Source organism: Streptomyces sp. NPDC104381, from assembly GCF_055583745.1.
This window is the reverse complement of record NZ_JBVJNK010000008.1, coordinates 226766-252923: the sequence shown is the minus strand read 5'-3', so window position 1 is coordinate 252923 and position 26158 is coordinate 226766. Positions and strand designations below refer to the sequence as shown.

The window sequence follows — 26158 nt, the reverse complement described above, 5'->3', positions numbered from 1 at the left end:
CCGCCCGGCTGCGGGGGACGACGAAAGCCGCGCCGCTGCGCCGCGTGGGCGGAGAAACGAACGAGGAGATGCAGTGAGCGTCACGGCAGCCAAGGGATTCACGGCGGCGGGCATCGCCGCCGGGATCAAGGACAGCGGTAACCCGGATCTGGCCGTCGTGGTCAACCGGGGGCCGCGATGCGCCGCCGCGGGCGTCTTCACCTCCAACCGCGTGAAGGCCGCCCCCGTCCTCTGGTCGGAACAGGTCCTCAAGGGCGCCGAGGTGACCGCCGTCGTCCTCAACTCCGGCGGTGCCAACGCCTGTACGGGACCCCAGGGCTTCCAGGACACCCACGCCACCGCGGAGAAGGCCGCCGCCTCCCTGAACAGCGCGGGGTACGACGAGACGGGCGGAAACGGCGCCGGCACGATCGCCGTCGCCTCCACCGGGCTGATCGGCCTGCCGCTGCCCATGGACAAGCTCCTGCCGGGCATCGACAAGGCGGTCGCCCAACTCAGCGAGCACGGCGGCGAGAAGGCCGCCATCGCCATCAAGACCACGGACACGGTCCACAAGACCGCCGTCGTGAGCAGTGACGGCTGGACCGTCGGCGGCATGGCCAAGGGCGCGGGCATGCTCGCCCCCGGCCTCGCCACCATGCTGGTCGTCCTCACCACCGACGCCGATGTCGAGGCGCCCGCGCTCGACGTCGCGCTGCGTGACGCGACCCGGACCACCTTCGACCGGGTCGACTCCGACGGCTGCATGTCGACCAACGACACCGTGCTGCTGCTCGCCTCGGGGGCGAGCGGGATCACCCCCGGGCAGGACGAGTTCGCGGCGGCCGTCCGGACCGTCTGCGCCGACCTCGCCCGGCAGCTCATCGGTGACGCCGAGGGCGCCTCCAAGGACATCCGGATCGAGGTGATCAACGCGGCGACCGAGGACGACGCCGTCGAGGTCGGCCGGTCCATCGCCCGTAACAACCTCCTGAAGTGCGCCATCCACGGCGAGGACCCCAACTGGGGCCGTGTCCTCTCCGCGATCGGCACCACGAAGGCCGCCTTCGAGCCCGACCTGCTGAACGTCGCGATCAACGACGTCTGGGTCTGCAAGAACGGCGGTGTCGGCGAGGACCGCGAGCTGGTCGACATGCGCTACCGGGAGGTCAGGATCACCGCGGACCTCGCGGCGGGGAACGAGTCGGCGGTCATCTGGGCCAACGACCTGACCGCCGAGTACGTCCACGAGAACAGCGCGTACAGCTCATGAGCGCCGCGAGGAAGCACACCGCGCTGCCCAAGGCACAGATCCTCATCGAGGCGCTGCCCTGGCTCACCCGGCACAACGGCAGGACCGTCGTCATCAAGTTCGGCGGCAACGCCATGATCGACGAGGAGCTGAAGGCCGCCTTCGCCCAGGACGTCGTCTTCCTGCGGCACGCCGGTCTCAAGCCCGTCGTCGTGCACGGCGGGGGCCCGCAGATCAGCGCCCAGCTCGACAAACAGGGCCTCGTCAGCGAGTTCAAGGCAGGGCTCCGCGTCACCACCCCCGAGGCGATGGACGTCGTACGGATGGTGCTGGCGGGGCAGGTCCAGCGCGAGCTCGTCGGCCTGCTCAACCAGCACGGCCCGCTCGCCGTCGGCATGACCGGCGAGGACGCCCACACGATCACCGCCACCCAGCACCGCCCGATGATCGACGGGACGGCGGTCGACATCGGCCGCGTCGGTGAGATCACCGCCATCGACACGGGGGCGATCCAGGCGCTGCTGGACGACGGCCGGATCCCGGTCATCTCCTCCATCGCCCGGTCCGCCGAGGACAACCACGTCTACAACGTCAACGCCGACACCGCGGCCGCCGCGCTCGCCGCCGCGCTGAACGCCGAGACGCTGATGGTCCTCACCGATGTCGAGGGCCTCTACGAGGACTGGCCGAACAGCGACGACGTCATCAGCCGGCTCACCGCCACCGAGCTGGAGAAGCTGCTGCCGGACCTCTCCAGCGGCATGGTGCCCAAGATGCAGGGCTGCCTCCACGCCGTACGCAACGGCGTCGAGACCGCCCGTGTCATCGACGGCCGGGTCCAGCACTCGATCCTGCTGGAGATCTTCACCGACGAGGGAATCGGCACGATGGTCGTGCCCGACGCGGCACCCGCCGCACCGCACGAGGCAGAGGGGGAGTCATGACCGGCAACGAGGAGTTCGCGCAGCGCTGGCAGGGCGCGCTGATGGACAACTACGGCACACCGCAGCTGCCGCTGGTGCGCGGCGCGGGCGCCCGGGTCCAGGACGCGGAGGGCACCGAGTACCTCGACTTCGTCGGCGGCATCGCGGTCAACGCGCTCGGCCACGCCCACCCCGCCGTGGTCGAGGCGGTCTCCACGCAGATCGCGTCCCTCGGCCATGTCTCCAACCTCTACACCGCCGAGCCGCCCATCGCGCTCGCCGAACGGCTCCTGGCGCTCTTCGGACGCCCCGGCAGGGTCTTCTTCTCCAACTCCGGCGCCGAGGCCAACGAGGCGGCCTTCAAGATCGGCCGGCTGACCGGGCGTACGCACATGGTCGCCACCGACGGCGGCTTCCACGGCCGGACCATGGGCAGCCTCGCGCTGACCGGCCAGCCCGGCAAGCGCGACCCGTTCCTGCCGCTTCCCGGCGATGTCACGCATGTGCCGTACGGCGACGTCGAGGCGCTCCGTGCCGCCGTCATGACCGACACCGCGCTGCTGATCGTCGAGCCGATCCAGGGTGAGAACGGCGTCGTCGTCCCGCCCGCGGGCTATCTGGAGGCGGCCAGGGAGATCACGCGGGCCACCGGCACGCTGCTCGTCCTCGACGAGGTGCAGACCGGGATCGGGCGCTGCGGCCACTGGTTCGAGCACCAGGCCCACCAGGGCGTCGAACCCGATCTGGTCACCCTCGCGAAGGGGCTCGGCGGCGGACTGCCGATCGGCGCCACGGTCGCGTTCGGTGCCGCGGCCGACCTGCTGAAGCCCGGTCAGCACGGCACGACGTTCGGCGGCAACCCCGTCGCCTGCGCAGCCGGACTCGCGGTCCTGGACACCCTCGCGGCCGACGGGGCGCTGGACAGCGTGAAGCGGCTCGGGGAGCGGATCAGGGACGGCGTCGAGAGCCTCGGGCACCCGGCGGTCTCCCATGTCCGCGGCTCCGGACTGCTGCTGGGTATCGTGCTCACCGGGCCCCTCGCGCCGAAGGTGCAGCAGGCGGCCCAGGAAGCCGGGCTCCTGGTGAACGCGCCCGCCCCCGACGTCGTACGGCTGATGCCGTCGCTGCTCATCGGTGACGCCGAGGTGGACGAGTTCCTGCGGATCCTGCCGGGGGCGCTCGACTCGGCTTACGGGGACGGACGATCCGGGGAGTGACGATCCGGAGAATGAGGCGACGACGATGACCGAGGCGCAGGAAACCGACCACGGGGGGCAGTCGGTGCCGCAGACCCGCACGGCACGCCACCGCAGGATCGTGGACATCCTGAACCGTCAGCCGGTGCGCTCGCAGAGCCAGCTGGCCAGGCTCCTGTCCGACGACGGGCTGAGCGTCACCCAGGCGACGCTCTCCCGCGACCTGGACGAGCTGGGCGCGGTGAAGATCCGCAACACCGGCGGTGAGCTGATCTACGCGGTGCCGAGCGAGGGCGGATTCCGCACCCCGCAGGCGCCGCTGGGCGGGTCGGCCAAGGAGGAGCGGATGCGCAGGCTCTCCGCCGAGCTGCTCATCTCGGCGGAGGCATCGGCCAACCTGGTGGTGCTGCGCACGCCGCCGGGCGCCGCGCAGTTCCTCGCGTCGGCCATCGACCAGGCCGAACTCCAGGCGATCCTCGGCACGATCGCGGGGGACGACACGCTGATGCTGATCAGCCGTGACCCGAACGGCGGCCAGGCGCTGGCCGACCACCTGCTGCGGCTGGCCCAGAACGACCGGGGCTCTCAGTAGCGGGTGATCGCGGTCCGGCCGGACGCCGTCCCGACCGCGATGTGCGGACGGCGGCCCGGGTCGGCCCAGGCCAGGATCCGGTCCATCGCGGCCGCCGGCACGGACACACAGCCGGCGGTCGCGCCCTTGCCGTTCACGTGCAGGAAGATCCCGGCGCCCCTGCCGCGCACCGGCCGGTGGTAGTTGAAGCCGATGACGAGCGCACGGGCGTACTGGGTGGGATAGGTGACGAGGTGTTCGGCCTCGTCCGCGCGGCAGTCGGCGGGCCGCGGTTCCACCCAGCGGTTGTAGGCCGGGGACGCGTTGTCCTGGCACCACCACGCGTCCTGGCCGGCCCGCCGGTACGGGTAGCGGGCCCCGGGCGGGGCCGCCTCGGTGCCGAAGGCGTACGGCAGGTCGTACAGCCCCGTGGGCGTGGTGTTCGTGCCCTGGGTGCGGGTGGCGCCCTCCGTCAGGCCGTTCGCGCCGAAGCGGGCGGGCGCCGAACCCGCCGCCACCCAGCCGTCCTCGCGCCGGTCCCACCAGGTGACCGTGCCCGTGACGGAGCCCGTACCGGGGGCCTCGGCGGTGATCAGCTGCGTGCCGCCGCCCGTGTCGGCCAGCCGCTCGGGGAGGGGCGGCGGCCCGGCGGGCCGCGCCGCGAGCGAACCGGCCACGGCGAGCAGGACCGACGCGGTCACCAGGAGTCTGCGCATGTCCCGGACGGTACGGCGCGCCGCCCGCCGCCCCCACCGCGCCTGCTCCGTACGGCCCAGTGGCTCACTCCGTGGCCGGCGCCGGCATCGCGGGCAGCGGCAGGGGCAGCCCCGGCAGCCCGTCGATGCTGGTCGCGATGTGGTCCTTCTTCTCGAAGTACCTGCTCAGGCTCTCGTCGTCCTCGCGCCGGAAGCGGCCGGCGTGCAGGGGGCGGTCCTCGTCGTACGACATGAACGGCACCCCGTAGCCGCAGGTGTCCCGGATCAGTTCGGCGCTCACCACGATGACGGCGCGCAGCCCGTGGGGCGTGGGGTCGAGCTGCGGGAAGTGCCGGAGCAGCCCCGGGAAGCGCGGATCGTCACGGAAGACGGGCTCACCGTGCCCGTGCACACGGACGATGTTCGGCGGGCCCTGGAAGGCGCACCACATCAGCGTGATGCGCCCGTTCTCCCGGAGATGGGCGACGGTCTCGGCGTTGCTCCCGGCGAAGTCGAGATACGCCACGGTCCGATCGTCGACGACGGCGAAGGACCCGCTCACCCCCTTGGGCGACAGATTGACCGTGCCGTCGCCGTCCAGGGGCGCGGTCGCGGTGAAGAAGATGTGCTGTTCCTCGATGAAGGTCCTGAGCCGTCCGTCGATGCGCTCGTACGTTTTTCCCATGAGGGGATTGTCCGGCGAATCATCGGCCGGGGCCCGGCATTTCACCGTCCGGGACACCCGCCCACCTATGGGCGGAGGTTGGCCAGCGCCTGCGGGGTCAGGTGCCGGGCGAGTACGGCAAGGGCGTCGGCGACTTCCTGAATCCGTTTCGGATCGTCGGCACCGAGTGCCTTGGCGAGTGCGTCGTCGATCGTGGTGGCCCTGACCTGTGCCACTCGGTCCGAGGGGTCGGGGGACTGTCGGACCAGGAGGCGGCGACGGTCCGCGGGGTCGGGCGCTGTCGTGATCGCGCCTGTCTCCTTGAGGCGGGCGACGGCGGTCGATACCTGGCTCTGCGGCAGGCCGGTGCGTGCGGCGATCTCTCCGATGGCGCTGTCCGGGTGAGCGGCGATGTCGCTCATCGCGATCAGGACCGACCGGACGGTACCGGGGTGGCGTCCGCCGCCACCTTCCGGCTCCGGCATGGCCTCTTCGCCGATCTTCATCAGGGTGCGCCCCAACAGGAACAGCTCTACTCCATTCATGCCTCCACAATACATCCAACTCGATGCATCTGTATTGATGTATCGAGTTCGATGGAATATTGTCATGGCAGGCCCCGGGCGTTCCGTGGCCCGGGCGAAGGGGTCGATATCATGCGGAAATGGCACGCCAACCCGTGGGCTGTCCTGGTGACGCTCTCCCTCGGGTTCTTCATGACCCTGCTGGATCTGACGATCGTGAACATCGCGATCCCGGAGATGATCGAGGGACTCGGTGCCTCGCTCGGCCAGACGCTCTGGGTGGTCAGCGGCTACGCACTGGTCCTGGCGGTGCTGCTCATCACCGCCGGCCGGCTCGGCGACCTGTTCGGGCCGCGGAATCTCTTCGCCGCGGGGCTGGTGATCTTCACGCTGGCCAGCATCGCCTGCGGGACGGCCGCGAGCCCCGCACCGCTGATCGCCGCCCGCGCCGTCCAGGGGCTGGGCGCCGCCTTGCTCGTGCCCCAGACGATGACCCTGATCGTCTCGGTCTTCCCGGCGCAGCGTCGTGGTGCCGCCATGGGGGTCTGGGGCATGGTCGCCGGTCTGGCCACCCTGTCCGGCCCCACCCTGGGCGGCATCCTGGTCTCCACGGTCGGCTGGCGCTGGATCTTCCTGGTGAACGTGCCCATCGGCCTGGCCGCGCTCGCCCTCACCTTCCTGGTCGTCCCCGACATCCGGCACGGCCGCGAGCACCGCTTCGACGTGACGGGCGTACTGATCGCCACAGCGGCGCTGTTCTGTCTGACCTTCGGCCTCCAGGAGGGCGAGCACTACCACTGGGGCCCCGGCATCTGGGCGTTGCTGGCCGTCGGCGCCTCGCTCGTCGCGGGCTTCCTGCTGAACCAGCGCGGCAAGCAGGACCGGGAGCCGCTCGTGCCCTTCGCGCTCTTCCGCGACCGTAATTTCACCGTCATGACCGTGCTGGTCGCGCTGGTGTCGATGGCCATGATCGGACTGGTGCTGCCCTTCAACCTCTATCTGCAGTCGGTACTGCACATGAGCGCGATCAAGGCCGGCATGGTGCTTGCCCCGTCCTCGCTGGTGTCGATGACCGTCGGGCCGTTCACCGGCCGGCTCTCCGACCGCATCGGCGGCAAGTACCTGCTGATGGCCGGACTGACGCTGTACGCAGCCGGGATCCTCGCGATCGTGCTGATCGCGGGGGTGGCCACCCCCTGGTACGCGTTCATCCCGGCCACCGTGGTCACGGGCCTGGGAATCGGCTGCGTGGTCGCCCCCATGTCCACCGAGGCGATGCGCAACGTCGAACCCCGCCTGGCCGGCGCCGCCTCGGGCGTCAACAACACGATCCGCCAGATCGGCTCCGTCATCGGCGCGGCGACGGTCGGCGCCCTGCTGCAGGGACGACTGGCCGCGGAGCTGACCACCGGCAAGAGCTACGCCGACGCGTTCGTCGCCACGATGCACGTCACCGCGGCCCTGCCGATCGCCGTGGTCATGGCCGGAGCGCTCGCCTGCCTGCTGGTACGCAACCCCACCACGACCAGGCCCGCACACCCCGTGGCGGCCGCGGTCACCCAGGAGACCGTGGCCGGCCGCTGACCGAACGGCCCACTGCCGGGCCGCCACCCTCGCCGGGCGGCGGCCCGGCGGCCCTGTCGGACTTCCACGGAGCCGTCACGGTGGTCGCCCCGACCAGGAGTTTTGACAAAACATACAGAGGATTGCATAGTTATGCCTATCAGTGAATGCACCAGGGGCGGCGGGGAGCGTACGCGCAGCCCGTTCCCTTGCACTCCCGAGGAGCACCGCAGTGAGCAACGGCACCGGTAACAGCGACGTACGCCTCTGGGGCGGTCGTTTCGCCGACGGCCCCGCCGAGGCGCTGGCCAAGCTGTCCGCCTCCGTCCACTTCGACTGGCGGCTCGCGCCGTACGACATCGCGGGCTCCCGCGCCCACGCGCGCGTGCTCAGCAAGGCCGGGCTGCTCACCGCCGACGAGCTCGCCCGGATGATCGAGGGACTGGACGCGCTCGAGGCCGCGGTGGCCGACGGCTCCTTCGTCGGGACCATCGCCGACGAGGACGTCCACACCGCCCTGGAGCGCGGCCTCCTGGAGCGCCTCGGCCCGGACCTCGGGGGCAAGCTGCGCGCCGGCCGGTCCCGCAACGACCAGGTCGCCACGCTCTTCCGCATGTACCTGCGCGACCACGCCCGGATCATCGGCGGCCTGGTCGCCGAGCTCCAGGACGCCCTGGTGGGCCTGGCCGAGGCGCACCCGGACGTGGCGATGCCCGGCCGCACCCACCTCCAGCACGCGCAGCCCGTCCTCTTCGCCCACCACGTCCTGGCGCACGCGCAGTCCCTGTCCCGGGACGCGGAGCGGCTGCGCCAGTGGGACGAGCGGACCGCGGTCTCGCCGTACGGTTCCGGCGCGCTGGCCGGGTCGTCCCTGGGGCTCGACCCGGAGGCGGTCGCGGCCGACCTCGGCTTCGAGCGCGGTTCGGTCGGCAACTCCATCGACGGCACCGCCTCGCGGGACTTCGTCGCCGAGTTCGCCTTCGTCACCGCGATGATCGGCGTCAACCTCTCCCGCATCGCGGAGGAGATCATCATCTGGAACACGAAGGAGTTCTCCTTCGTCACCCTCCACGACGCCTTCTCCACCGGCTCCTCGATCATGCCGCAGAAGAAGAACCCGGACATCGCCGAGCTGGCCCGGGGCAAGTCCGGCCGCCTCATCGGAAACCTGACCGGTCTCATGGCGACCCTGAAGGCCCTCCCGCTCGCGTACAACCGTGACCTCCAGGAGGACAAGGAGCCGGTCTTCGACTCGTGCGACCAGCTGGAGGTCCTGCTCCCCGCGTTCACCGGCATGATGGCCACGCTCACCGTCAACCGGGAGCGCATGGAGGAGCTGGCCCCCGCCGGCTTCTCGCTCGCCACGGACATCGCCGAGTGGCTGGTCAAGCAGGGCGTCCCGTTCCGGGTGGCGCACGAGGTCGCCGGCGAGTGCGTGAAGGTCTGCGAACAGCAGGGCATCGAGCTCGACCAGCTGACCGACGAGCAGTTCGCGAAGATCTCCGAGCACCTCACCCCGGAGGTGCGCACCGTCCTGAACGTGCCCGGCGCGCTCGCCTCGCGTGACGGACGCGGCGGTACGGCCCCCTCGGCCGTCGCGGTCCAGCTGGCCGAGGTGAAGGCCGACCTGGTGACGCAGCACGCCTGGGCGACCGCGCGCGGCTGATTCGGCAGGCATCGCGGGCTACGTTGACGGGAAGGCGTTCGGAACCGACCCAGAGGAGCCCGCGATGCCCTTCGCCCGCCTGAACCGAGCGACTACCCCGACCTCCCACATCGGGCTCGGCCTGGCCGCCGTCGGCAGGCCCGGCTACATCACCCCGCACCGCGAGCGCGATCTGCCCGGCGACCGGGGAGTGGACGCGCTGCGCGCCCGCACCCATGAACTCCTGGACGCGGCCTACGCCCAGGGCGTGCGCTACTTCGACGCCGCCCGCTCCTACGGCCGCGCCGAGGAGTTCCTCGCCGAGTGGCTGACCGCCCGCCCCGACGTCACGGACGTGGTCATCGGCAGCAAGTGGGGCTACACCTACACCGGTGACTGGCGCGTCGACGCCGAGACGCACGAGGTGAAGGACCACGGCCCGGCCACCTTCGAGCGCCAGTACGCCGAGACGACGGCGCTGCTCGGCGACCGGCTCGACCTCTACCAGGTCCACTCGCTGACCGCGGACAGCCCGGCGCTGAGCGACAAGGACCTGCACGCGCGCCTCGCCGAGCTGGCCGCCGGGGGCACCACGGTCGGCTTCTCCACGAGCGGCCCCGGCCAGAGCGACGCCATCCGCGCCGCCGTCGCCCTGACCGTGGACGGCGAGCCCCTCTTCCGTACCGTCCAGGCCACCTACAACGCCCTGGACACCTCCGCCGGAGCCGCACTCGCCGAGGCACACGACGCCGGGCTCACCGTGATCGTCAAGGAGGCCATGGCCAACGGCCGGCTCGCCGGCACCGAGGCGCCCGCCGTCGTCCAGGAGATCGGCGCCGAGGCCGGGCTGGACTCGGACGCCGTCGCCCTGGCGCTGGTGCTCCATCAGCCCTGGGCCGGAGTCGTCCTGTCCGGCGCGGTCACCGTCGCCCAGCTCGCGGCGAACCTGCACGCACCGCTGCTCGACCTGGACCCGGAGCGCCTGGACCGGCTGTCGGCCCTGGTGGAGGAGCCGGAGGCGTACTGGCGCCACCGGGCCTCGCTGCCCTGGAGCTGAACGGCCGCCCCGCGCCGGGTACGGGGCGCGGCCCGGCGCGTGCTCACGCCCAGTCGGCGAGCGCCTCGAAGTCCTCCCGCACCAGCCCCACCCAGGGGTCGACCCTCCGCAGCAGGGCCCGGCCCGGGTGGTGCGCGGCGACCCAGGCTGTGTCGGGAGCGGTGATCTCGTCGTCGATCCAGGCGAACGGCCTGCCGTCCGCGTAGTCGACGATGTGGCGCGTCTTCCAGTACGTCCCGTCCGCCGTGACCGTGTGCATCGCGGGCCAGTCGATGTACGGCAACGGGGGCAGCCCGATGCGCGGGCCGACCCACTCGTTCGCCTCGTCCTTCCAGGTGGTGGCCCAGACGAGTTCGTACCGCCCGGCGAGGGCCAGCAGCTCGTCGCCGTGGCCGGGGCTGAGCAGGACGGGCAGGGCCGCCCCGGTCGTCCACCCCGTCGGCCGCATCCGGTGGAGCTCGTAGCCCTCCGGGAGGGTGCGGCCGGCCAGCGCCGCATACGGGTTGAGCGGACCGTCGATGTCGATCAGCAGCAGCGGCTTCATGGCGCCATGGTGCCCCCGGACCGGCCGGCACCGGCGGACCCTTTCCGGCCGTCGCCCCGCCCGGGCGGCGGAGTGGGACGTTCATGTCTCATGTGAGTTAGTGTCGTCTCATGACTCTCGACCGTGAGCAGGTGCTGCGCAGCGCCGCCGCCCTGCTGACCCGTAAATCCACCGCGACCATGGACGAGGTCGCCCGGGCCGCAGGCATCGGCCGCGCCACCCTGCACCGGCATTTCGCCGGGCGGGACGCCCTGGTCGGCGCCCTGGAGGACCTCGGGATCCGGGAGTTCGAAGCGGCCCTGGACTCCGCCGCGCTCGACGAGGGCACCGCCGAGGACGGACTCCGGCGGCTGATCGCGGCCGTCGAGCCGAGCGCCGGGCTGCTGTCCTTCCTCGTCACCGAGAACCAGCTCTTCGAGGGCGACGACGTCAACGAGGGCTGGAGCAGGCTCGACGCCCGCGTCTCGGCGTTCTTCCGCCGGGGCCAGGAGCGCGGCGAGTTCAGGATCGACCTCACCCCGGCCTGGCTGACCGAGGCGCTGTACGGACTGATCGGCAGCTGCGCGTGGTCCGTGCAGACCGGCCGGGTGGCCGCACAGGACTTCCCGTACATGATCGTCGAGTTGCTCCTGGGCGGAGCACGCCGGAGCGTGGAGAAATGAGCAGCACCTTTTCGAGGGCGGGCGTCACGGGCGACACGCACCACCCGGGGCGGTGGATCGCCCTCACCGTCCTCGTCCTGGCCGTGCTGCTGGTCGCCGTCGACGCCACCGTCCTCGGCCTGGCGACCCCGTTCCTCAGCGAGGACCTCGAACCGACCGGCACCCAGCTGCTCTGGATCGGCGACGTCTACTCCTTCGTCATCGCCGGACTCCTGGTCTCCATGGGCAGCCTCGGCGACCGCATCGGCCGCAAGAAGCTGCTGCTGACCGGCGCCACCGCCTTCGGCGCGGTGTCCGTGCTCAACGCCTACGCGTCGAGCCCCGAGATGATGATCCTGGCCCGTGCGCTGCTCGGTGTCGCCGGCGCCACCCTGATGCCGTCCACCCTGGCCCTGATCCGCAACCTCTTCCACGATCCGCGCGAACGCAGCCTCGCCGTCGGCATCTGGGGTGCGATGGCCTCGGCCGGTGCCGCCGTCGGACCGGTCGTCGGCGGGCTGCTGCTGGAGCACTTCTGGTGGGGCTCGGTCTTCCTGATCAACCTGCCCGTGATGGCCGTCCTCGTCGCCGTGGGCATCAAGATGATCCCCGAGTCGAAGAACCCGGCCCCGGGCCCCTGGGACCTGCTCAGCGTGGCGCTCTCCCTCGTCGGCATGGTCGGCGTCGTGTACGCCATCAAGGAGGCCGCCGCGCACGGCGTGAGCGCGGAGAACGTCGTGGCGGCCGTCGGCGGTCTGCTGGCGCTCACCTGGTTCGTGCGCCGTCAGCTGAAGCTCCCCGCCCCGCTGCTGGACATGCGGCTCTTCCACCACCGGGGGTTCTCCGGCGCGGTCCTCGCCGACCTGCTGACCATCCTCGGCCTGTCCGGGATCGTCTTCTTCCTCTCCCAGTTCCTCCAACTGGTCCAGGGGCGGGGCCCCCTGGAGGCCGGGCTCGCGGAGCTGCCGGCGGCGGTCGGCGCAGTCACCGCGGGCCTGCTCGCGGGAAGGGTGGCCCGCCGCTACTCCGTACGGTCCGTGGTCGCCGTCGGGCTGGGGGCCATCGGCGTGTCGCTCGCCGTGGTCACGGTGATCCACAAGGAGACCGGCTACCCCCTGATCGGGGTCCTGCTCCTGGTCGTGGGCGTCGGCGCGGGATTCGCGTTCACCGTCACCTCCGACGTCATCCTCTCCAGCGTCCCGAAGGAACAGGCCGGCTCCGCGTCCGCCGTGTCCGAGACGGCGTACGAACTCGGGGCGGCCCTCGGCATCGCGCTGCTCGGATCCATCGTCACGGGCGTCTACCGGGGCTTCGGAACGCCCGAAGGCATCCCGGCCGCCGCCGCGACGGCGGCCCACGAGTCGCTGGGCGGGGCCGTGGAGACGGCGGAGCACCTTCCGGCGCAGCAGGGGAGCGAACTTGTCGTCGCGGCCCAGGAGGCCTTCGTCAACGGGCTGCGGGTGTCGGCGGCGGTGGGCGCGGTGGTCCTGCTCGCGACGGCCGCGGCGGCGTGGTTCCTGCTGCGCGGCCAGCGGCTGGAGGACGGGATCATCCCGGACGAGTGAGCGCCCGGCGGGGGAGTGCCTGGGGAGCGGGAGCCCGGCACGCGCGGGTGCGCCCCACGGGTGTGCGCCGCACGCGCGAATGCCCGGCGCTTCCGCGCCGGGCACCGTGATTCCACCCGTACGGCTCAGGCGGCCTTGGCCTTCGTGGCGTACATGTCGACGTACTCCTGACCGGACAACCGCATCACTTCGGCCATCACGGAGTCCGTCACCGCGCGCAGCACGTAGCGGTCGCGGTCCATGCCCTCGTACCGCGAGAACTCCATCGGCTCACCGAAGCGGACCGTGACCTTCCCCGGCCGGGGCAGACCGGCGCCGCCCGGCTGCAGCTTGTCGGTGCCGATCATCGCGAACGGCACGACCGGCGCGCCCGTCATCAGGGTCAGCCGTGCGATACCCGTACGGCCCCGGTACAGACGGCCGTCGGGGGAGCGGGTGCCTTCGGGGTAGATGGCGAAGGCGTGGCCCTCCTCCAGCACGCGACGGCCCGTCATCAGCGCCGCGACGCCGCCCCGGCCACCGTCCCGGTCCACGGGGATCATGCCGCAGCCGGTGAAGAACCAGGCCATCAGCCGGCCCTTGAAGCCCTTGCCGGTGACGTACTCGTCCTTGCCGATGTAGAACACCGGCCGGTCGCAGCAGATCGGCATGATCATCGAGTCGATGAACGTCAGATGGTTGCCCGCGAGGATCACCGGACCGTCCCCGGGGATGTTTTCGACACCCTCCACCTGTGGCCGGAAGAGCAGGCGCAGGATCGGTCCGAGCACTGCCTTGATGACCGTGAGTCGGGACAACGCATCCTCCGGTGTCGTGGCCGGGCGGCCGGGGCGGGAATTCGCGAGGGTCTGTGCAGGTGAGGACGATACTCGCGGGTACCGCCTCTCCGCACATCGGGTTCACCCCGCGGATACGCAGTGTTGACGTGTGTTTCCGCCATGTTCGTCCACGGTCCGCCCCTCCGATGGCGTAGCTGCCTACGATCGAGCCTCGCACGAAGGTGCCGGACATCACATGCGAGGAGCATTCATGACAGAGCGCGCGCAGACCGGGCCGGGTCGCCGGACCCTCCTGGGGGCGGCCGTCCTCGGCACCACGGCCCTCGGTACGACGGCCCTCGGACCGAACTCCACGGCGAACGCCGCCGGGCGTGTCGCCACGGACGGGCACGGCGGCAAGGGCGGTTACCGGGACCTGCCCGTGCCCACCGTCATCGGCCACCGCGGCGCCAGCGGCTACCGCCCCGAGCACACCCTCGGCTCCTACCAGCTGGCCCTCGACATGGGCGCCCACATCGTCGAGCAGGACCTCGTGCCGACCAAGGACGGCCATCTGGTCTGCCGTCACGAGAACGACATCACCGCCACCACGGACGTCGCCGAGCACCCCGAGTTCGCGAGCCGCAGGACCACCAAGCGGGTCGACGGGGTCTCCCTCACCGGCTGGTTCACCGAGGACTTCACCCTCGCCGAGCTGAAGACCCTCAGGGCCCAGGAGCGCATCCCCGGCAACCGCCAGGAGAACACCCTGTATGACGGCCGCTGGGAGATCCCGACCTTCGAGGAGGTCCTGCGCTGGGCGGACAAGGAGGGCCGCCGGCGCGGCAGGCCCGTCTGGCTGTACGTCGAGACCAAGCACCCCACCTACTTCAGGGGCCTCGGGCTCGGCCTGGAGGAGCCGCTCGCCGAGCTGCTGCGCCGCCACGGCCGGCACCGGGCGAACTCGGCGCTGCTCCTCCAGTCGTTCGAACCGGACTCGATGCGACGGCTCTCGAAGCTCGTCGCCACGCCCCGGGTCGTCCTGCTGTCCGGACCGGCCGAGCGGCCCTGGGACTTCGTGGAGGCCGGCGACCCGCGCACCGTCGCCGACCTCGTGAAGCCCGCCGGGCTGAAGTGGATCGCCTCCTTCGCCCAGGGCATCGGCCCCACGCTGGACCTGATCATCCCCAAGGACGGCCAGGGACGGCTGACCACCCCCACGACCCTGGTCGCGGACGCGCACGCACGGGGCCTGGTCCTGCACCCGTACACGATGCGCAACGAGAACACGTTCCTGCCCGCCGACTTCCGGCGCGGCACGGACCCCAACGCGTACGGCGACGCCTTCGGCGCCTTCCGGGCGTACTTCGCCACGGGCATCGACGGGATCTTCTCCGACAACCCGGACACCGCCCTGCTCGCGGCGGCCGACCACGCCGCGCGCTGACCCGGGGACGCGTCAGCCGCCCGGCCCTCGTGCCCCGGTCGGGTGGAGCTCCCCGTGTGCGGCAACCCGCCGCGCACGGGGAGCGTTGACGGGGCATGACTCTTGTTGATCATGTACCGGCCGTGTCTCCGGCCGCCCCCGCCCCCGGGAGGGCGGGTGACGGCTGGCGGGCCGTCGTGCTCGCCCTGCAGGCGCTGGTCCGCGCGGAGGCCGGAGCCGAGGCCCACGCCGCCGGCGTCGAGGCCGCCGACCTGGAACAGTCGGTCTGGCTGAGGCTGCTGGAGCGAAGGCCGGGCCCTGAGGTGCCCACCGACCCCGCCCGCTGGGTCCGCGCCGCCGTACGGGCGGAGGTGCGCGGAGCCCGCCGCAGACGCCGGCGCGAGCGGGCCTACGCCTTCGGCGGGCCGCCGGGCGACTGGGCCGGCTCTCCCGAACGGATCGCGGTGGGGGCCGACGAACGCCGGGCGCTGCGCACGGCGGTGGGGCGGCTGCCGGGCCGCTGCCCGCGCTTACTGGAGGCGATGCTGGCTCCCCACGATCCGACGTACCGGGAAATCGCAGGGGAGTTGGGTATGTCACAGGGGAGTTTGGGCCCTATGCGTTCCCGATGCCTTGGATGTCTGCGCAGAATGCTCGCGGCGGAGGTTGTAGCTCCTGAACCGTGGGGAATGGAGCGGTAGACAACCGGCGGACCAGGTGAGCGGGAGGCATGCACACATGGGCATGAGCGTGACCATCTCGGCGGCGACGGCACAGGACGTCGAGCAGATCTTCAGACTCCAGTACCTCTGCTTCCAGAGCGAGGCGGAGCTCTACGGCAACTACCGGATCGACCCGCTCGTCCAGAGCCTCGACTCCGTGCGGGACGAAGTCGCCACGGACCTGGTGTTCGTGGCCCGGCTGGGCGACGAAGTCGTCGGCTCCGTACGCGGCTTCACCGACGGCGACGGCGCCGGCCGGATCGGCAAGCTCTGCGTCCACCCCCGGCTCCGTAACCACGGCCTCGGCACGCGTCTGCTGCGGGCGGCGGAGTCCGGTCTGGCGGACGGGCGTTCGGCGACCCGCTTCCGTCTGCACACGGGGGAGCGCAGCGAGGGCAATCTGCGTCTCTACCGCAAGGCGGGGTACGCCAGGGTGGGCAACACCACCGGTGGCGACGGTGTCCGGCTGGTCCTCCTGGAGAAGGACGCCACCGCGCCGGCCTATGTGACCAGCGCCTGAACCGCGTGCCCGGACGGCCCTCGTGACGCTCAGGCGTTGCGCGCGCGGCGCAGCCAGATCATCCCGGTGACCGGAAGGATCACCGGGATGAACAGGTAGCCCATGCCGAAGTCCGACCACACCGTGGCGTCGGGGAACGCGGACGGCTTCACCAGCGTCCAGGTGCCGACGACCAGGACCCCGGCCAGTTCGACGGCGCAGCACACGAGCGCCGCCCGGCGGGCCTTCTCGCCGCCCCGCACCAGCGAGTAGGTGATGAAGCCGTACACGACGGCGGCCACGGCCGACAGGACGTACGCCAGGGGCGCCTTGTCGAAGTCCAGGATCATCTGGACGATCGAGCGGGACGCGGCGGCGACGGTGAACACCCCGTAGAACCAGACCAGTACCCGCCCCGGTCCGGTGCCGAGCTCGAACTGCTGCTTCTGCCGCGGGGCGTCCGTCTGCGGGGCCGGGGACGCGGGCGCCCCCGTGCGGTCGGTGTCGCTCATGGTCAGTTTCCCCAGATGTCGTAGAGCCGCACTTCGAGGACGGCGAGCACGACCGCACCGGCCGCCACCGTCACCGAGCCCCACCGGGTCCGCTCCGTCAGCGACAGGAAACCCGCGGCCGGTACGGCCGCGAAGGCGCCGATCAGATAGGCGATGAAGATCGTCGTGCCCTGCTCGGGCCGCTCGCCGCGCGCCAGCTGCACGATTCCCACGAGCAGCTGCGCCAGCGCCAGCACGGAGACGACCGCCATGCCGATGAAGTGCCAGTCCTTCGTGGGCTGGTCCCGGTAGGCGGCGATCCCGCACCAGGCGGCGAGGGCGAGCGCGGTCACGGCGACCGCGACCGTCAGGGCGTCAAGCATGGAGTGAGGGTATTACGGACGGACGGCGCCCCCGCGTGCGGCCCCGGGGCGCGGTGGTGGGCGGCCGTCCGGCGGAGAGGGGTCACGGGAATCGTGGCCTTGACCACAGGGCTTCCGCGGCATGATCGCGGCGGCACCCCTGGACGTACGGCAAGGACCGACGTTTTCGCAGGTCAGGGCGGTGCGCGCGGCGATCCCGGCACGGGCCGGTCCGTATCCACGACCGTCCGCTATTCGGACATGGTGGATCGCCCGGAAGTTACGTCTGTTTTACTTGGGGCATGACCACGACGAGCTACCGCAGCCCTGCGACCGAGGCGATCCTGACGCCCGGTGCTCGTTGTATGTGTCGAATGCGCGCCTTCTGAGGGCCCCCGCCTGAGCCTCGCGCCCCGAAGCGAGACCGAGCCCGTGCCGTCCGTACCCACGGACCGAGCCGGCCCGCCCATGCCCCGCGCCCGGCGACTCCGCCGCGCCGGACCATGACGGGACTCCCACCGGTCGACCACTGAGAACAGTCCCATCAGACGAATGCCCCGTGCCCGGCGGATACCGCGCCGCGCACTCGACAGTGACGGAAACCCTGTGATCACCACTTCGGGCCTCACGAAGGTCTACCAGTCACGCGGCCGCGAGGTCACCGCCCTGGACGGCGTGGACCTGCATGTCCGCGAAGGCGAGGTCTACGGCGTCATCGGACAGAGCGGCGCCGGCAAGTCCTCCCTGATCCGCTGCGTCAACCTCCTCGAACGCCCCACGGCGGGCACCGTGACGGTCGCCGGACAGGACCTCACCGCCCTCGCCGGCCGAGGCCGGCGCGCCGGCAAGGAGCTGCGCCGGGCGCGCAGCCGCATCGGCATGGTCTTCCAGCACTTCAACCTGCTGGACTCGCGCACCGTCCGGGACAACGTCGAGCTGCCCCTGGAGATCCTCGGGATCTCCGGACAGGCACGCACCCGCAAGGCACTCGAACTCCTCGACCTCGTCGGCCTCGCCGACAAGGCCAAGGCCTACCCCGCCCAGCTGTCCGGCGGCCAGAAGCAGCGCGTCGGCATCGCCCGCGCCCTGGCGGGCGACCCGAAGGTGCTCCTCTCCGACGAGGCGACCTCCGCGCTCGACCCCGAGACCACCCGCTCCATCCTCCAGTTGCTGCGCGACCTCAACCAGGAGCTCGGCCTCACCGTCCTGCTCATCACGCACGAGATGGACGTCGTCAAGACCGTCTGCGACTCCGCCGCGCTGATGAGGAAGGGCCGCATCGTCGAGTCCGGGACCGTCGGCGGACTGCTGGCCACCCCCGGCTCCGAACTGGCCCACGAGCTGTTCCCCGTCGGCGGGGCCCCCTCCGGGCCGGGCTCCACCGTCGTCGACGTCACCTTCCACGGTGAGGCCGCCGCCCAGCCGGTGATCTCGCAGCTCTCCCGCACGTACAACATCGACATCTCGATCCTGGGCGCCGCGATGGACACCGTCGGCGGCAAGCAGATCGGCCGCATGCGCATCGAGCTGCCCGGCCCCTTCGACGAGAACGTCGTACCGATCGGCTTCCTGCGCGAGCAGGGACTCCAGGCCGAAGTCGTGGACGGCGGCCCCGCCGCCACCACCGGCGTCCCCGCCCAGACCCCCGCCGCGATCACCAAGGAGGTGGCGAAGTGACCTGGTCCGAAATGCAGCCACTGCTCACGCAGGGCACCATCGACACCCTCTACATGGTGCTCTGGTCCACGCTCGTCACCGTCGTCGGCGGACTGCCGCTCGGCATCCTGCTCGTCCTCACGGACAAGGGCGGACTCCTCCAGAACACCGTCGTGAACAAGATCGTCGGCGTGATCGTGAACATCGGGCGCTCCCTGCCCTTCATCATCCTGCTGATCGCCCTGATCCCCTTCACCACCTGGGTCGTCGGCACCTTCATCGGCCCGTCCGCGATGATCGTGCCGCTCGCCATCGGGGCCATCCCCTTCTTCGCGCGGCTCGTCGAGACGGCGGTGCGCGAGGTCGACCACGGGCTCGTCGAGGCCGCCCAGTCGATGGGCGGGTCCATCCCGACGATCGTCCGCAAGGTCCTGCTGCCGCAGGCCCTGCCCTCGCTGGTCTCCGGCGTCACCACCACCGTCATCGTGCTCATCGGCTACTCCGCGATGGCCGGCGCCGTCGGCGGCGAAGGGCTCGGCTCCAAGGCCGTCACCTACGGATTCCAGCGCTTCGACGACCAGTTCATGCTCATCACCGTCGCGCTGCTCATCGTCATCGTGACCGTGGTCCAGCTGATCGGCGACGTGGCCGGGCGCCTGCTCGCCCGCCGGGGCCGCACCACCACCTGATCCTTCTCCTCCCCTGAAGCCCGAACTCCTTGTCCGGGCGCACCACCACCACCGGAAAGAGGCACTCTTCGTGCGTAAGAACATCAAGATCACCGCTGCCGCCGCAGCCACCGCCGCCCTCGCCATCGGGCTCAGCGCCTGCGGCACGGACTCCGACCCGGCCGGCAAGGGCGAGACCGGCGCCAAGGCGGACACCTCCAAGGCCCTCGTCGTCGCCGCGTCCCCGACGCCGCACGCCGACATCCTCAACTACGTGAAGAAGAACCTGGCGGACAAGGCCGGTCTCAAGCTGGAGGTCAAGGAGTTCACGGACTACGTCCTGCCGAACACCGCCACCGAGAACGGCCAGGTCGACGCCAACTTCTTCCAGCACAAGCCCTACCTGGACGACTTCAACAAGAAGAACAAGACCCACATCGTCCCGGTCGTCAACGTCCACCTGGAGCCCCTCGGTCTCTACTCCAAGAAGATCAAGGACCTGAAGGACATCAAGGCGGGCCAAACCGTCGCCGTCCCGAACGACACCACCAACGAGGGCCGCGCGCTCCAGCTCCTCGCCGAGAACGGCCTGATCACCATCAAGGACGGCGTGGGCACCAACGCCAAGCTGAGCGACATCACGGACAAGAAGGGCCTGGAGTTCAAGGAGCTGGAGGCCGCCACCGTGCCCCGCGCCCTGGACGACGTCGACGCCGCCGTCATCAACGGCAACTACGCCATCGAGGCCGACCTGAAGCCCGCCCAGGACTCCCTGGCGCTGGAGAAGGCCGAGGACAACCCGTACGCCAACTTCCTGGCCGTCAAGGAAGGGAACGAGGACGACCCCCGCGTCCAGAAGCTCGCGAAGCTCCTGAACTCCGACGAGGTCAAGAAGTTCATCGAGGACACCTACAAGGGTTCCATCGTCCCCGCCTTCGGCGAGCCCGCCAAGTCCTGACCTCCCGGACGGACTTGTGTCACGAGCCCCGCACACCCGGACCGGGTGTGCGGGGCTCCGCCGTGCCGACCCGGCCATGCGCATCCACGCCCCGATGCTGCATGCTGGTGCCTTTACACGGTCTTCTGCATGGAGCTGCGCATGACTACGACCTTCCCGTCCATCTCCATCAGCACGGACAGGTTGGTGCTGCGCCCCTTCGACATGGCGGACGTCCCCGCGTACATCGAGATGATGAACGACGAGCTGGTCACCGCCTGGACCGACGCCCCCCACCCCTACACCCAGGTCGACGCCGAACGGTGGGTCCGCAGGATCGCGCCCGCCGAACGCTCCCAGGGCAACGGCATCGTCTTCGCCGTCACCGAGTTCCTCACCCAGCGCCTCGTCGGCTCCGTACGGCTCCTCAACACCGACCGGCGCACCCTGGCCACCGAGGTCCGCTACATCACCGCCCCCTGGGCGCGCGGTGAGGGATACGCCACCGAGTCCGTGCTCGCCCTCGCCGAGTGGCTCTTCCGCGACCAGGGCTTCGAACGCATCGAGCTGCGCACCCCCGCCGGCAACACCGCCTCCCAGCAGGTCGCCCAGAAGCTCGGCTGCATCAGCGAGGGAGTCCTGCGCAACGCCCGCATAGCCAGGACCGCCACCGAGGACGGGGGCTGGACCGACATCAGGACCGACCTCATCGTGTGGGGCCTCCTGCCCGAGGACCTGGAGGGCGTCGCCGAGCAGCTGGCCGACGCGGGCGGCTACGGCACGTACAACGACTGGAACTGACCTCCCTCCCGGGTGCCGGGAGCCCCCGGCGGAGCGCGGAAACGGACCGGATACGCTCACCCTTGCTCCGACCCGTCCGGCGGAGCGCCCCGCCTGCTCACACCCTGGAGACTGACGACGATGGCCGACCGGGTCACGGTGATCGGCTGGGACGGCTCCCCCCTGACCGGCGCGGCCACCGCAGCACTCTCGGCCGCCACCCTCGTCGCCGGAGCCGGCCACCACCTCGCGCTCCCCGAGGTCCCCGAGCGCGCCGAGCGGATCCGCCTCGGCAGCGTGGACCTGGCCGCCCGCAGGATCGCCGGCCACCGAGGGAGCGCCGTGGTCCTCGCCGACGGCGACCCCGGCTTCTTCGGCGTCGTACGCACCCTGCGCAAGCCCGAACACGGTCTGGAGGTCGAGGTCGTCCCCGCCGTCTCGTCCGTCGCCACCGCCTTCGCCCGCGCCGGAATGCCCTGGGACGACGCGCAGATCGTCGTCGCCCACCCGCGCACCCTGCGCCGCGCGGTCAACGTCATCCGCGCCCACCACAAGGTGGCCGTCCTCACGTCCCCCGGCGCCGGCCCCGCCGAGCTGGCCCTGCTGCTCGAAGGGGTCCACCGCACCTTCGTGATCTGCGAGGAACTCGGCACCGTACGCGAGCGGGTCACCGTCCTCACCTCCGACAAGACCGCCGACCACACCTGGCGCGACCCCAACGTCGTCATCGTCATCGGAGGCGGACCCGAGACCGCCGCCACCGGCCCCTGGATCGCCGGCCGCCGCACCGAGGACGTCCGGGGCTGGGCCCTGCCCCCCACCTCGTACGGTGGGGCGGGGGACACCGGGGAAGGGGAGTTCCCCGGACTGCGCGCGGCCCAGCTCGCCCGTCTCGGCCCGCGCACCGGCGATCTGGTCTGGGACATCGGCTCCGGCAGCGGCGCCCTCGCCGTGGAGGCGGCCCGCTTCGGCGCGGCGGTGCTCGCCGTGGACCGCGACCCGGACGCCTGCGCGCGTACGTCCGCCGCCGCCCGCGCCTTCCGGGTGGGCGTCCAGGTCGTCAGGGGCGAGGCCCCGCACGTGCTGGAGCGCCTGCCCGAACCGGACGTCGTACGGATCGGGGGCGGCGGGGTGACCGTGGCGACGGCCGTCGCCGACCGGCGGCCGGAACGTATCGTCACCCACGCCTCGAACCGGGACGAGGCGGAGGCGCTCGGCGCGGCCCTCTCGGAGAACGGCTACACCGTCGGGTGCTCGCTGCTCCAGTCCGTCGAACTGGACACCACGGCCTGGGCCGAACGCGAACGGTCCGTCGTGTTCCTGCTCTCCGCGGTGCGGTCCGATCTCGCCCCCTGAGGTGTGCGCGGGGGAGCGCGAGGTAGGCTGACCGATTGTTGTACCGCGCCCGGCTGTTCGACGGTTCGTTCGTCAATGTCCGGAAAAGTGGACCGTTTTGGTCCGCGATGTGGTACGGCGCAACCGGGGGACGCGCAACGTGGCGCAGTCCACAGCGAGCCGAGGCAGAACTGTCTGTCGCGGCGGCGAACGGCCGCGAGAATGTACACCTCCGCGCGCGTTTCGTGCCGCGCGGGGAGCCCGCTCGTTCTTGTTGACGAGCACCGGCGTGCCGCGGTTCGGGCATCCCGGGCGAAGGGCGAAGGAGCACTGACGATGGGCGAGGGGTACGCATGACTGACACCGGCCAGATCCCGGGCGAGGGACTGCCGGAGAACGCAGGCATGGTGGAGCAGCCGGGCGTACCCGCCCAGGACGCCTACACCTACCTCGAACCCTCCGAGCACACGTCCGAGGACGACGACCTCCTTCTGATGCCCGCCTCCCAGGGCGCGTGGAGCGATGCTCCGGCCGCCCAGCCGGAGCAGGTCCCGGCCCACGCGCCCGTACAGGTGCCGGCGGCGGCCGCGCCCGCCCGGCGCCCGCTGCACCGCGGCCCCGCGTCCACCGAGGCACCCTCCTACGGGGGTTCGCCCACCGGCGGAGTGGTCCGGTCGCTCGCGGACCGGGGGCCCGCCGGCCCGCAGAACCCGATGCCCGTACGGCACGCGGGACCGCCGACGGTGGGACCCGAGTACTTCGAGGTCCCGGCCGGCGACGCGACCCTGCTGCCGGGCCCGCAGCTGGGGGAGATCCCGCCCCAGGGCGCGCCCGCGTGGGGCGCGCCCGAGCCGGTTGCCGCTCCTGAGCCGGTCGTCGCGCCCGAGCCCGCCGCCGCTCCCGAGCCGGTCGTCGCGCCCGAGCCGGTGGTGGAGCCTGCCCCGGTGGTGGAGCCCGAACCGGTGGCAGAGGTCCAGCGGGTGGAGCCCGAGCCGGCCGTGGTGGCCGAGCCGGTGGCACAGCCCGAGGCGCCCGCCGAACAGCTCGCCCCCGAGGAACTCGCCGCACCCGTCGAGGCAGCCGCACCCGTCGCGCCCGCCCCGGATGCCCCGGCCGCCCCGGACGCCGCGCCCGCTCCGGACGTAGCGCCCGCCCCGCCCGTCGCACCCGCAGAAACGGTCGCCCCGGAGCCGGTGGCAGCCGTGGCACCGGAGGCTCCCGTGACGCCGGAGGCTCCCGTGGAGCCGGCGCCGGAGGCGGCCGAGGTGCGCCCCGCCGAGGTCGTGGCCGAGGTCCCCGAGCCCGTCCAGGCCGACGCCCCCGTGGAGACGGCCGTCGCACCGCCCGTCGAGGCCGCCGCCCCGGCCGAGCCGGCCGGATCGTTCGTCCCCGTGGAGGGATCCGTACCGACGGCTCCCCACCTCGCCCCGACCCCCGTGGCCGAGGCAGCCGTGACCGAAGCGGCCGCCCCCGCCGCCGAGCCCGAGCAGGCCGCCGAGCCCGCTCCGGAGCCCGTGGCGCCCGAGGCCCAGGAGGTTCCGGCGCCGGAGACCGTCCAGCAGCCCGAGATCCTGCCCGAGCCCGTCGCGGCGCCCGAGCCGGCGCCCGAGCTCCTCGTCGTACCGCAGGCCGGGCCCCAGATCCTCACCGAGCCCGAGGTCCAGCTCGACGCCGACCCCGAGCCCGGCACCGGGCCCGAGATCATCGAGACCCCGGAGGCCGAGCCCGCGTTCGCCGAGCCCCCGGCAGCCGCCCCGGCCCCCGCCGACGAGGCCCCTCAGGAGGTCCCGGCCGGCGAGGCGACGGAACAGCCCGGAGCCGCCGCGACCGAAGCAGTCGTCACGGAGCTGCCCGAGGCCGTGGAGGGCGACGAGGCCACCGAAGCGGCCCCCGCCTCCCCGCCCGCCCCCGGCTACGGGGACGCCGAGCGCGAGGCCGTCCTGCGCGTCATGCGGGAACGGCGCGACATCCGCAACGGCTTCCGCAGCGACCCCATCCCGCACGAGGTCCTCCTCCGCGTCCTGGAGGCCGCGCACACCGCACCCAGCGTCGGCCACTCGCAGCCCTGGGACTTCGTCGTCATCCGCTCCGCGGAGACCCGCCGCTCCATGCACGAACTGGCCCAGCGCCAGCGCGAGGCCTACGCCAAGTCGCTGCCGAAGGCCCGGGCCAAGCAGTTCAAGGAACTGAAGATCGAGGCCATCCTCGACACCCCCGTGAACATCGTCGTCACCGCCGACCCCACCCGGGGCGGCCGCCACACCCTCGGCCGGCACACCCAGCCGCAGATGGCCCCGTACTCCTCCGCGCTCGCCGTGGAGAACCTGTGGCTCGCCGCCCGCGCCGAGGGCCTCGGCGTCGGCTGGGTCAGCTTCTTCGACGAGCGTGAGATGGTCCGCGCGCTCGGCCTGCCCGACCACCTCGAAGTCGTCGCCTACCTCTGCGTCGGTTACGTCGACGAGTTCCCCGAGGAGCCCGAGCTGATGCAGGCGGGCTGGTCCAAGCGCCGCCCGCTGTCCTGGGTCGTCCACGAGGAGACGTACGGCCGCCGCGCTCTGCCCGGCGAGGAGCCGCACAACCTCCTCCAGGAGACCATCGCCGGCATCCGCCCGCTGGACGCCAAGGCGCTCGGCGAGGCGTGGGAGCGGCAGAAGCGGATGACCAAGCCCGCCGGCGCGCTCGGCATGCTGGAGATCATCTCCGCCCAGCTGTCCGGACTCTCCCGGCTCTGCCCGCCGCCCGTCCCGGAGCCCGCCGCCGTGGCGATCTTCGCCGGGGACCACGGGGTCCACGCCCAGGGCGTCACCGCGTGGCCGCAGGAGGTCACCGGCCAGATGGTCGCCAACTTCCTCGGTGGCGGCGCCGTCTGCAACGCCTTCGCCGCCCAGGTCGGCGCCGAGGTCTGCGTCGTCGACGTCGGCGTGGCCTGCGAGCTCCCGCCGACCCCCGGCCTGCTGCCCCGGAAGGTCCGGCCCGGCACGGCCGACTTCACCACCGGCCCCGCCCTCACCCGTGAAGAGGTGCTCGCGGCGATCGAGGTGGGCATCGAGACCGCCCGTGACCTGGTCGCGGCGGGCAACAAGGGTCTGCTCACCGGTGAGATGGGCATCGCCAACACCACCGCGTCGGCCGCCCTGATCTGTGTCTACACCGGCATGGACCCCGCGGAGGTGACCGGCCGCGGCACCGGGATCAACGACGAGATGCACGCCCGCAAGGTCGACGTCGTACGCCGCGCCCTGGACCTGCACCAGCCCGACCCGACCGACCCGATCGGCGTCCTGGCCGCGGTCGGCGGCCTGGAGCACGCCGCCATGGCCGGCTTCCTGCTGGGCGGCGCCTCGCTCCGTACGCCGGTGATCCTGGACGGCGTGAGCGCCGGCGCGGCGGCGCTCGTCGCCCGGGCGATCGCCCCCGAGGCGCTCGCCGCGTGCATCGCGGGCCACCGCAGCGCGGAGCCCGGCCATGTCGCCGCGCTCAACAAGCTGGGCCTGCGCCCCCTGGTCGACCTCGACCTCCGCCTCGGCGAGGGCACAGGCGCCCTGCTGGCGCTCCCCATCGTGCAGAGCGCCGCCCGCGCGATGCACGAGGTGGCGACGTTCGACTCGGCAGGCGTCACGGAGAAGTAGCCGGTCACGGGGTGGGGCGGGGCGGGGGGCGGGCGGGGGGCGCCGCCCGCCCCCCCCCCAGCGGGTAACCCCCCCC

25 protein-coding genes are annotated in these 26158 nt (G+C 72.0%); 18 read left to right on the top strand and 7 right to left on the bottom strand.

What is annotated here, in order from left to right:
• Positions 1-73 precede the first annotated feature (73 nt).
• The 4 genes from argJ to ACZ607_RS27815 are packed head-to-tail and all read left to right on the top strand — an operon-like array spanning position 74 to position 3942.
• Positions 74-1252, top strand: coding sequence for a bifunctional glutamate N-acetyltransferase/amino-acid acetyltransferase ArgJ (argJ, locus tag ACZ607_RS27830; RefSeq protein ID WP_469738911.1), 1179 nt, complete (start codon positions 74-76; stop codon positions 1250-1252).
• On the top strand, positions 1249-2175 hold the full coding sequence (gene argB / locus ACZ607_RS27825; RefSeq protein WP_469738909.1) for an acetylglutamate kinase: 927 nt from the start codon (positions 1249-1251) through the stop codon (positions 2173-2175). The genes argJ and argB overlap by 4 nt, the downstream gene beginning before the upstream one ends.
• Positions 2172-3371, top strand: coding sequence for an acetylornithine transaminase (locus tag ACZ607_RS27820; protein WP_469738908.1), 1200 nt, complete (start codon positions 2172-2174; stop codon positions 3369-3371). The genes argB and ACZ607_RS27820 overlap by 4 nt, the downstream gene beginning before the upstream one ends.
• A 25-nt stretch (positions 3372-3396) precedes the next feature.
• Positions 3397-3942: an arginine repressor gene (locus ACZ607_RS27815; protein ID WP_469738906.1), complete on the top strand. Its 546-nt coding sequence runs from the start codon at positions 3397-3399 to the stop codon at positions 3940-3942.
• On the opposite strand, the gene ACZ607_RS27810 is transcribed toward ACZ607_RS27815, so the two are convergent.
• The 3 genes from ACZ607_RS27810 to ACZ607_RS27800 all read right to left on the bottom strand — a co-directional run bounded on the left by ACZ607_RS27810 (position 3936) and on the right by ACZ607_RS27800 (position 5825).
• A complete protein-coding gene (locus ACZ607_RS27810) occupies positions 3936-4637 on the bottom strand; it encodes a L,D-transpeptidase family protein (protein ID WP_469738904.1) in 702 nt (233 codons plus the stop codon). The two genes, ACZ607_RS27815 and ACZ607_RS27810, sit on opposite strands and share 7 nt — an antisense overlap.
• A 64-nt stretch (positions 4638-4701) precedes the next feature.
• On the bottom strand, positions 4702-5301 hold the full coding sequence (locus ACZ607_RS27805; RefSeq protein ID WP_469738903.1) for a pyridoxamine 5'-phosphate oxidase family protein: 600 nt from the start codon (positions 5299-5301) through the stop codon (positions 4702-4704).
• Between the two features lie 65 nt (positions 5302-5366).
• Complete coding sequence (locus ACZ607_RS27800; RefSeq protein ID WP_469738901.1) at positions 5367-5825, bottom strand: MarR family transcriptional regulator; 459 nt, start codon at positions 5823-5825, stop codon at positions 5367-5369.
• 111 nt (positions 5826-5936) lie between these two features.
• On the opposite strand from ACZ607_RS27800, the gene ACZ607_RS27795 reads away from it, so the two are divergent.
• The 3 genes from ACZ607_RS27795 to ACZ607_RS27785 all read left to right on the top strand — a co-directional run bounded on the left by ACZ607_RS27795 (position 5937) and on the right by ACZ607_RS27785 (position 10069).
• On the top strand, positions 5937-7388 hold the full coding sequence (locus ACZ607_RS27795) for a DHA2 family efflux MFS transporter permease subunit (RefSeq protein WP_469738899.1): 1452 nt from the start codon (positions 5937-5939) through the stop codon (positions 7386-7388).
• A 211-nt stretch (positions 7389-7599) separates the two neighbouring features.
• Positions 7600-9033: an argininosuccinate lyase gene (gene argH, locus ACZ607_RS27790; RefSeq protein WP_124279679.1), complete on the top strand. Its 1434-nt coding sequence runs from the start codon at positions 7600-7602 to the stop codon at positions 9031-9033.
• Positions 9034-9097: 64 nt separating this feature from the next.
• Positions 9098-10069, top strand: a complete 972-nt coding sequence (locus ACZ607_RS27785; protein WP_469738897.1) for an aldo/keto reductase — start codon at positions 9098-9100, stop codon at positions 10067-10069.
• 43 nt (positions 10070-10112) lie between these two features.
• Here ACZ607_RS27785 and ACZ607_RS27780 read toward each other — a convergent pair whose 3' ends face one another.
• Complete coding sequence (locus ACZ607_RS27780; protein ID WP_469738895.1) at positions 10113-10613, bottom strand: HAD domain-containing protein; 501 nt, start codon at positions 10611-10613, stop codon at positions 10113-10115.
• Between the two features lie 110 nt (positions 10614-10723).
• Here ACZ607_RS27780 and ACZ607_RS27775 point away from each other — a divergent pair, with 110 nt between their 5' ends.
• Both ACZ607_RS27775 and ACZ607_RS27770 read left to right on the top strand, forming a co-directional pair.
• Positions 10724-11275 carry a TetR/AcrR family transcriptional regulator gene (locus ACZ607_RS27775; protein WP_382986505.1) on the top strand — a complete coding sequence of 184 codons (552 nt, stop codon included), beginning with the start codon at positions 10724-10726 and terminating at the stop codon, positions 11273-11275.
• Entirely contained in the window at positions 11272-12819 is a 1548-nt protein-coding gene (locus tag ACZ607_RS27770) for an MFS transporter (RefSeq protein ID WP_469738893.1), read from the top strand. Before ACZ607_RS27775 ends, ACZ607_RS27770 begins: the two co-directional genes overlap by 4 nt.
• A 125-nt stretch (positions 12820-12944) precedes the next feature.
• On the opposite strand, the gene ACZ607_RS27765 is transcribed toward ACZ607_RS27770, so the two are convergent.
• A complete protein-coding gene (locus tag ACZ607_RS27765) occupies positions 12945-13616 on the bottom strand; it encodes a lysophospholipid acyltransferase family protein (RefSeq protein WP_469738891.1) in 672 nt (223 codons plus the stop codon).
• Positions 13617-13848: 232 nt separating this feature from the next.
• Between ACZ607_RS27765 and ACZ607_RS27760 the strand changes: the two genes are divergently transcribed.
• The 3 genes from ACZ607_RS27760 (at position 13849) to ACZ607_RS27750 (ending at position 16245) form a co-directional block, all read left to right on the top strand.
• Positions 13849-15024 (top strand): glycerophosphodiester phosphodiesterase, encoded by a 1176-nt coding sequence (locus ACZ607_RS27760; RefSeq protein WP_469738889.1) that lies wholly within the window; start codon positions 13849-13851, stop codon positions 15022-15024.
• A 95-nt stretch (positions 15025-15119) separates the two neighbouring features.
• On the top strand, positions 15120-15704 hold the full coding sequence (locus tag ACZ607_RS27755) for a sigma-70 family RNA polymerase sigma factor (RefSeq protein WP_469738887.1): 585 nt from the start codon (positions 15120-15122) through the stop codon (positions 15702-15704).
• A gap of 37 nt (positions 15705-15741) precedes the next feature.
• Complete coding sequence (locus ACZ607_RS27750; protein WP_469738885.1) at positions 15742-16245, top strand: GNAT family N-acetyltransferase; 504 nt, start codon at positions 15742-15744, stop codon at positions 16243-16245.
• A 29-nt stretch (positions 16246-16274) separates the two neighbouring features.
• On the opposite strand, the gene ACZ607_RS27745 is transcribed toward ACZ607_RS27750, so the two are convergent.
• Together ACZ607_RS27745 and ACZ607_RS27740 are read right to left on the bottom strand one after the other, a co-directional pair.
• Positions 16275-16736, bottom strand: a complete 462-nt coding sequence (locus ACZ607_RS27745) for a hypothetical protein (RefSeq protein WP_469738883.1) — start codon at positions 16734-16736, stop codon at positions 16275-16277.
• A 2-nt stretch (positions 16737-16738) separates the two neighbouring features.
• Positions 16739-17098 carry a hypothetical protein gene (locus tag ACZ607_RS27740; protein ID WP_383889297.1) on the bottom strand — a complete coding sequence of 120 codons (360 nt, stop codon included), beginning with the start codon at positions 17096-17098 and terminating at the stop codon, positions 16739-16741.
• A gap of 585 nt (positions 17099-17683) precedes the next feature.
• On the opposite strand from ACZ607_RS27740, the gene ACZ607_RS27735 reads away from it, so the two are divergent.
• The 6 genes from ACZ607_RS27735 (at position 17684) to cobT (ending at position 26082) form a co-directional block, all read left to right on the top strand.
• Positions 17684-18754 (top strand): methionine ABC transporter ATP-binding protein, encoded by a 1071-nt coding sequence (locus ACZ607_RS27735; protein ID WP_469738881.1) that lies wholly within the window; start codon positions 17684-17686, stop codon positions 18752-18754.
• Positions 18751-19422, top strand: coding sequence for a methionine ABC transporter permease (locus tag ACZ607_RS27730; RefSeq protein WP_469738879.1), 672 nt, complete (start codon positions 18751-18753; stop codon positions 19420-19422). The genes ACZ607_RS27735 and ACZ607_RS27730 overlap by 4 nt, the downstream gene beginning before the upstream one ends.
• Positions 19423-19492: 70 nt before the next feature.
• Positions 19493-20359 (top strand): MetQ/NlpA family ABC transporter substrate-binding protein, encoded by an 867-nt coding sequence (locus ACZ607_RS27725; protein WP_469738877.1) that lies wholly within the window; start codon positions 19493-19495, stop codon positions 20357-20359.
• A gap of 141 nt (positions 20360-20500) precedes the next feature.
• On the top strand, positions 20501-21139 hold the full coding sequence (locus ACZ607_RS27720; protein ID WP_099176802.1) for a GNAT family N-acetyltransferase: 639 nt from the start codon (positions 20501-20503) through the stop codon (positions 21137-21139).
• 120 nt (positions 21140-21259) lie between these two features.
• On the top strand, positions 21260-22474 hold the full coding sequence (gene cbiE / locus ACZ607_RS27715) for a precorrin-6y C5,15-methyltransferase (decarboxylating) subunit CbiE (protein ID WP_469738875.1): 1215 nt from the start codon (positions 21260-21262) through the stop codon (positions 22472-22474).
• A 332-nt stretch (positions 22475-22806) separates the two neighbouring features.
• Complete coding sequence (gene cobT, locus ACZ607_RS27710; RefSeq protein ID WP_469738873.1) at positions 22807-26082, top strand: nicotinate-nucleotide--dimethylbenzimidazole phosphoribosyltransferase; 3276 nt, start codon at positions 22807-22809, stop codon at positions 26080-26082.
• Positions 26083-26158 lie beyond the last annotated feature (76 nt).

Bases quoted from the DNA above. Each gene is read 5' to 3' on its own strand.
- argB (WP_469738909.1), top strand. From the start codon at position 1,249: ATGAGCGCCGCGAGGAAGCACACCGCGCTGCCCAAGGCACAGATCCTC.
- ACZ607_RS27820 (WP_469738908.1), top strand. From the start codon at position 2,172: ATGACCGGCAACGAGGAGTTCGCGCAGCGCTGGCAGGGCGCGCTGATG.
- ACZ607_RS27815 (WP_469738906.1), top strand. From the start codon at position 3,397: ATGACCGAGGCGCAGGAAACCGACCACGGGGGGCAGTCGGTGCCGCAG.
- ACZ607_RS27810 (WP_469738904.1), bottom strand. From the start codon at position 4,637: ATGCGCAGACTCCTGGTGACCGCGTCGGTCCTGCTCGCCGTGGCCGGT.
- ACZ607_RS27805 (WP_469738903.1), bottom strand. From the start codon at position 5,301: ATGGGAAAAACGTACGAGCGCATCGACGGACGGCTCAGGACCTTCATC.
- ACZ607_RS27800 (WP_469738901.1), bottom strand. From the start codon at position 5,825: ATGAATGGAGTAGAGCTGTTCCTGTTGGGGCGCACCCTGATGAAGATC.
- ACZ607_RS27795 (WP_469738899.1), top strand. From the start codon at position 5,937: ATGCGGAAATGGCACGCCAACCCGTGGGCTGTCCTGGTGACGCTCTCC.
- ACZ607_RS27785 (WP_469738897.1), top strand. From the start codon at position 9,098: ATGCCCTTCGCCCGCCTGAACCGAGCGACTACCCCGACCTCCCACATC.
- ACZ607_RS27780 (WP_469738895.1), bottom strand. From the start codon at position 10,613: ATGAAGCCGCTGCTGCTGATCGACATCGACGGTCCGCTCAACCCGTAT.
- ACZ607_RS27775 (WP_382986505.1), top strand. From the start codon at position 10,724: ATGACTCTCGACCGTGAGCAGGTGCTGCGCAGCGCCGCCGCCCTGCTG.
- ACZ607_RS27770 (WP_469738893.1), top strand. From the start codon at position 11,272: ATGAGCAGCACCTTTTCGAGGGCGGGCGTCACGGGCGACACGCACCAC.
- ACZ607_RS27760 (WP_469738889.1), top strand. From the start codon at position 13,849: ATGACAGAGCGCGCGCAGACCGGGCCGGGTCGCCGGACCCTCCTGGGG.
- ACZ607_RS27755 (WP_469738887.1), top strand. From the start codon at position 15,120: ATGACTCTTGTTGATCATGTACCGGCCGTGTCTCCGGCCGCCCCCGCC.
- ACZ607_RS27750 (WP_469738885.1), top strand. From the start codon at position 15,742: ATGGGCATGAGCGTGACCATCTCGGCGGCGACGGCACAGGACGTCGAG.
- ACZ607_RS27745 (WP_469738883.1), bottom strand. From the start codon at position 16,736: ATGAGCGACACCGACCGCACGGGGGCGCCCGCGTCCCCGGCCCCGCAG.
- ACZ607_RS27740 (WP_383889297.1), bottom strand. From the start codon at position 17,098: ATGCTTGACGCCCTGACGGTCGCGGTCGCCGTGACCGCGCTCGCCCTC.
- ACZ607_RS27720 (WP_099176802.1), top strand. From the start codon at position 20,501: ATGACTACGACCTTCCCGTCCATCTCCATCAGCACGGACAGGTTGGTG.
- cbiE (WP_469738875.1), top strand. From the start codon at position 21,260: ATGGCCGACCGGGTCACGGTGATCGGCTGGGACGGCTCCCCCCTGACC.
- cobT (WP_469738873.1), top strand. From the start codon at position 22,807: ATGACTGACACCGGCCAGATCCCGGGCGAGGGACTGCCGGAGAACGCA.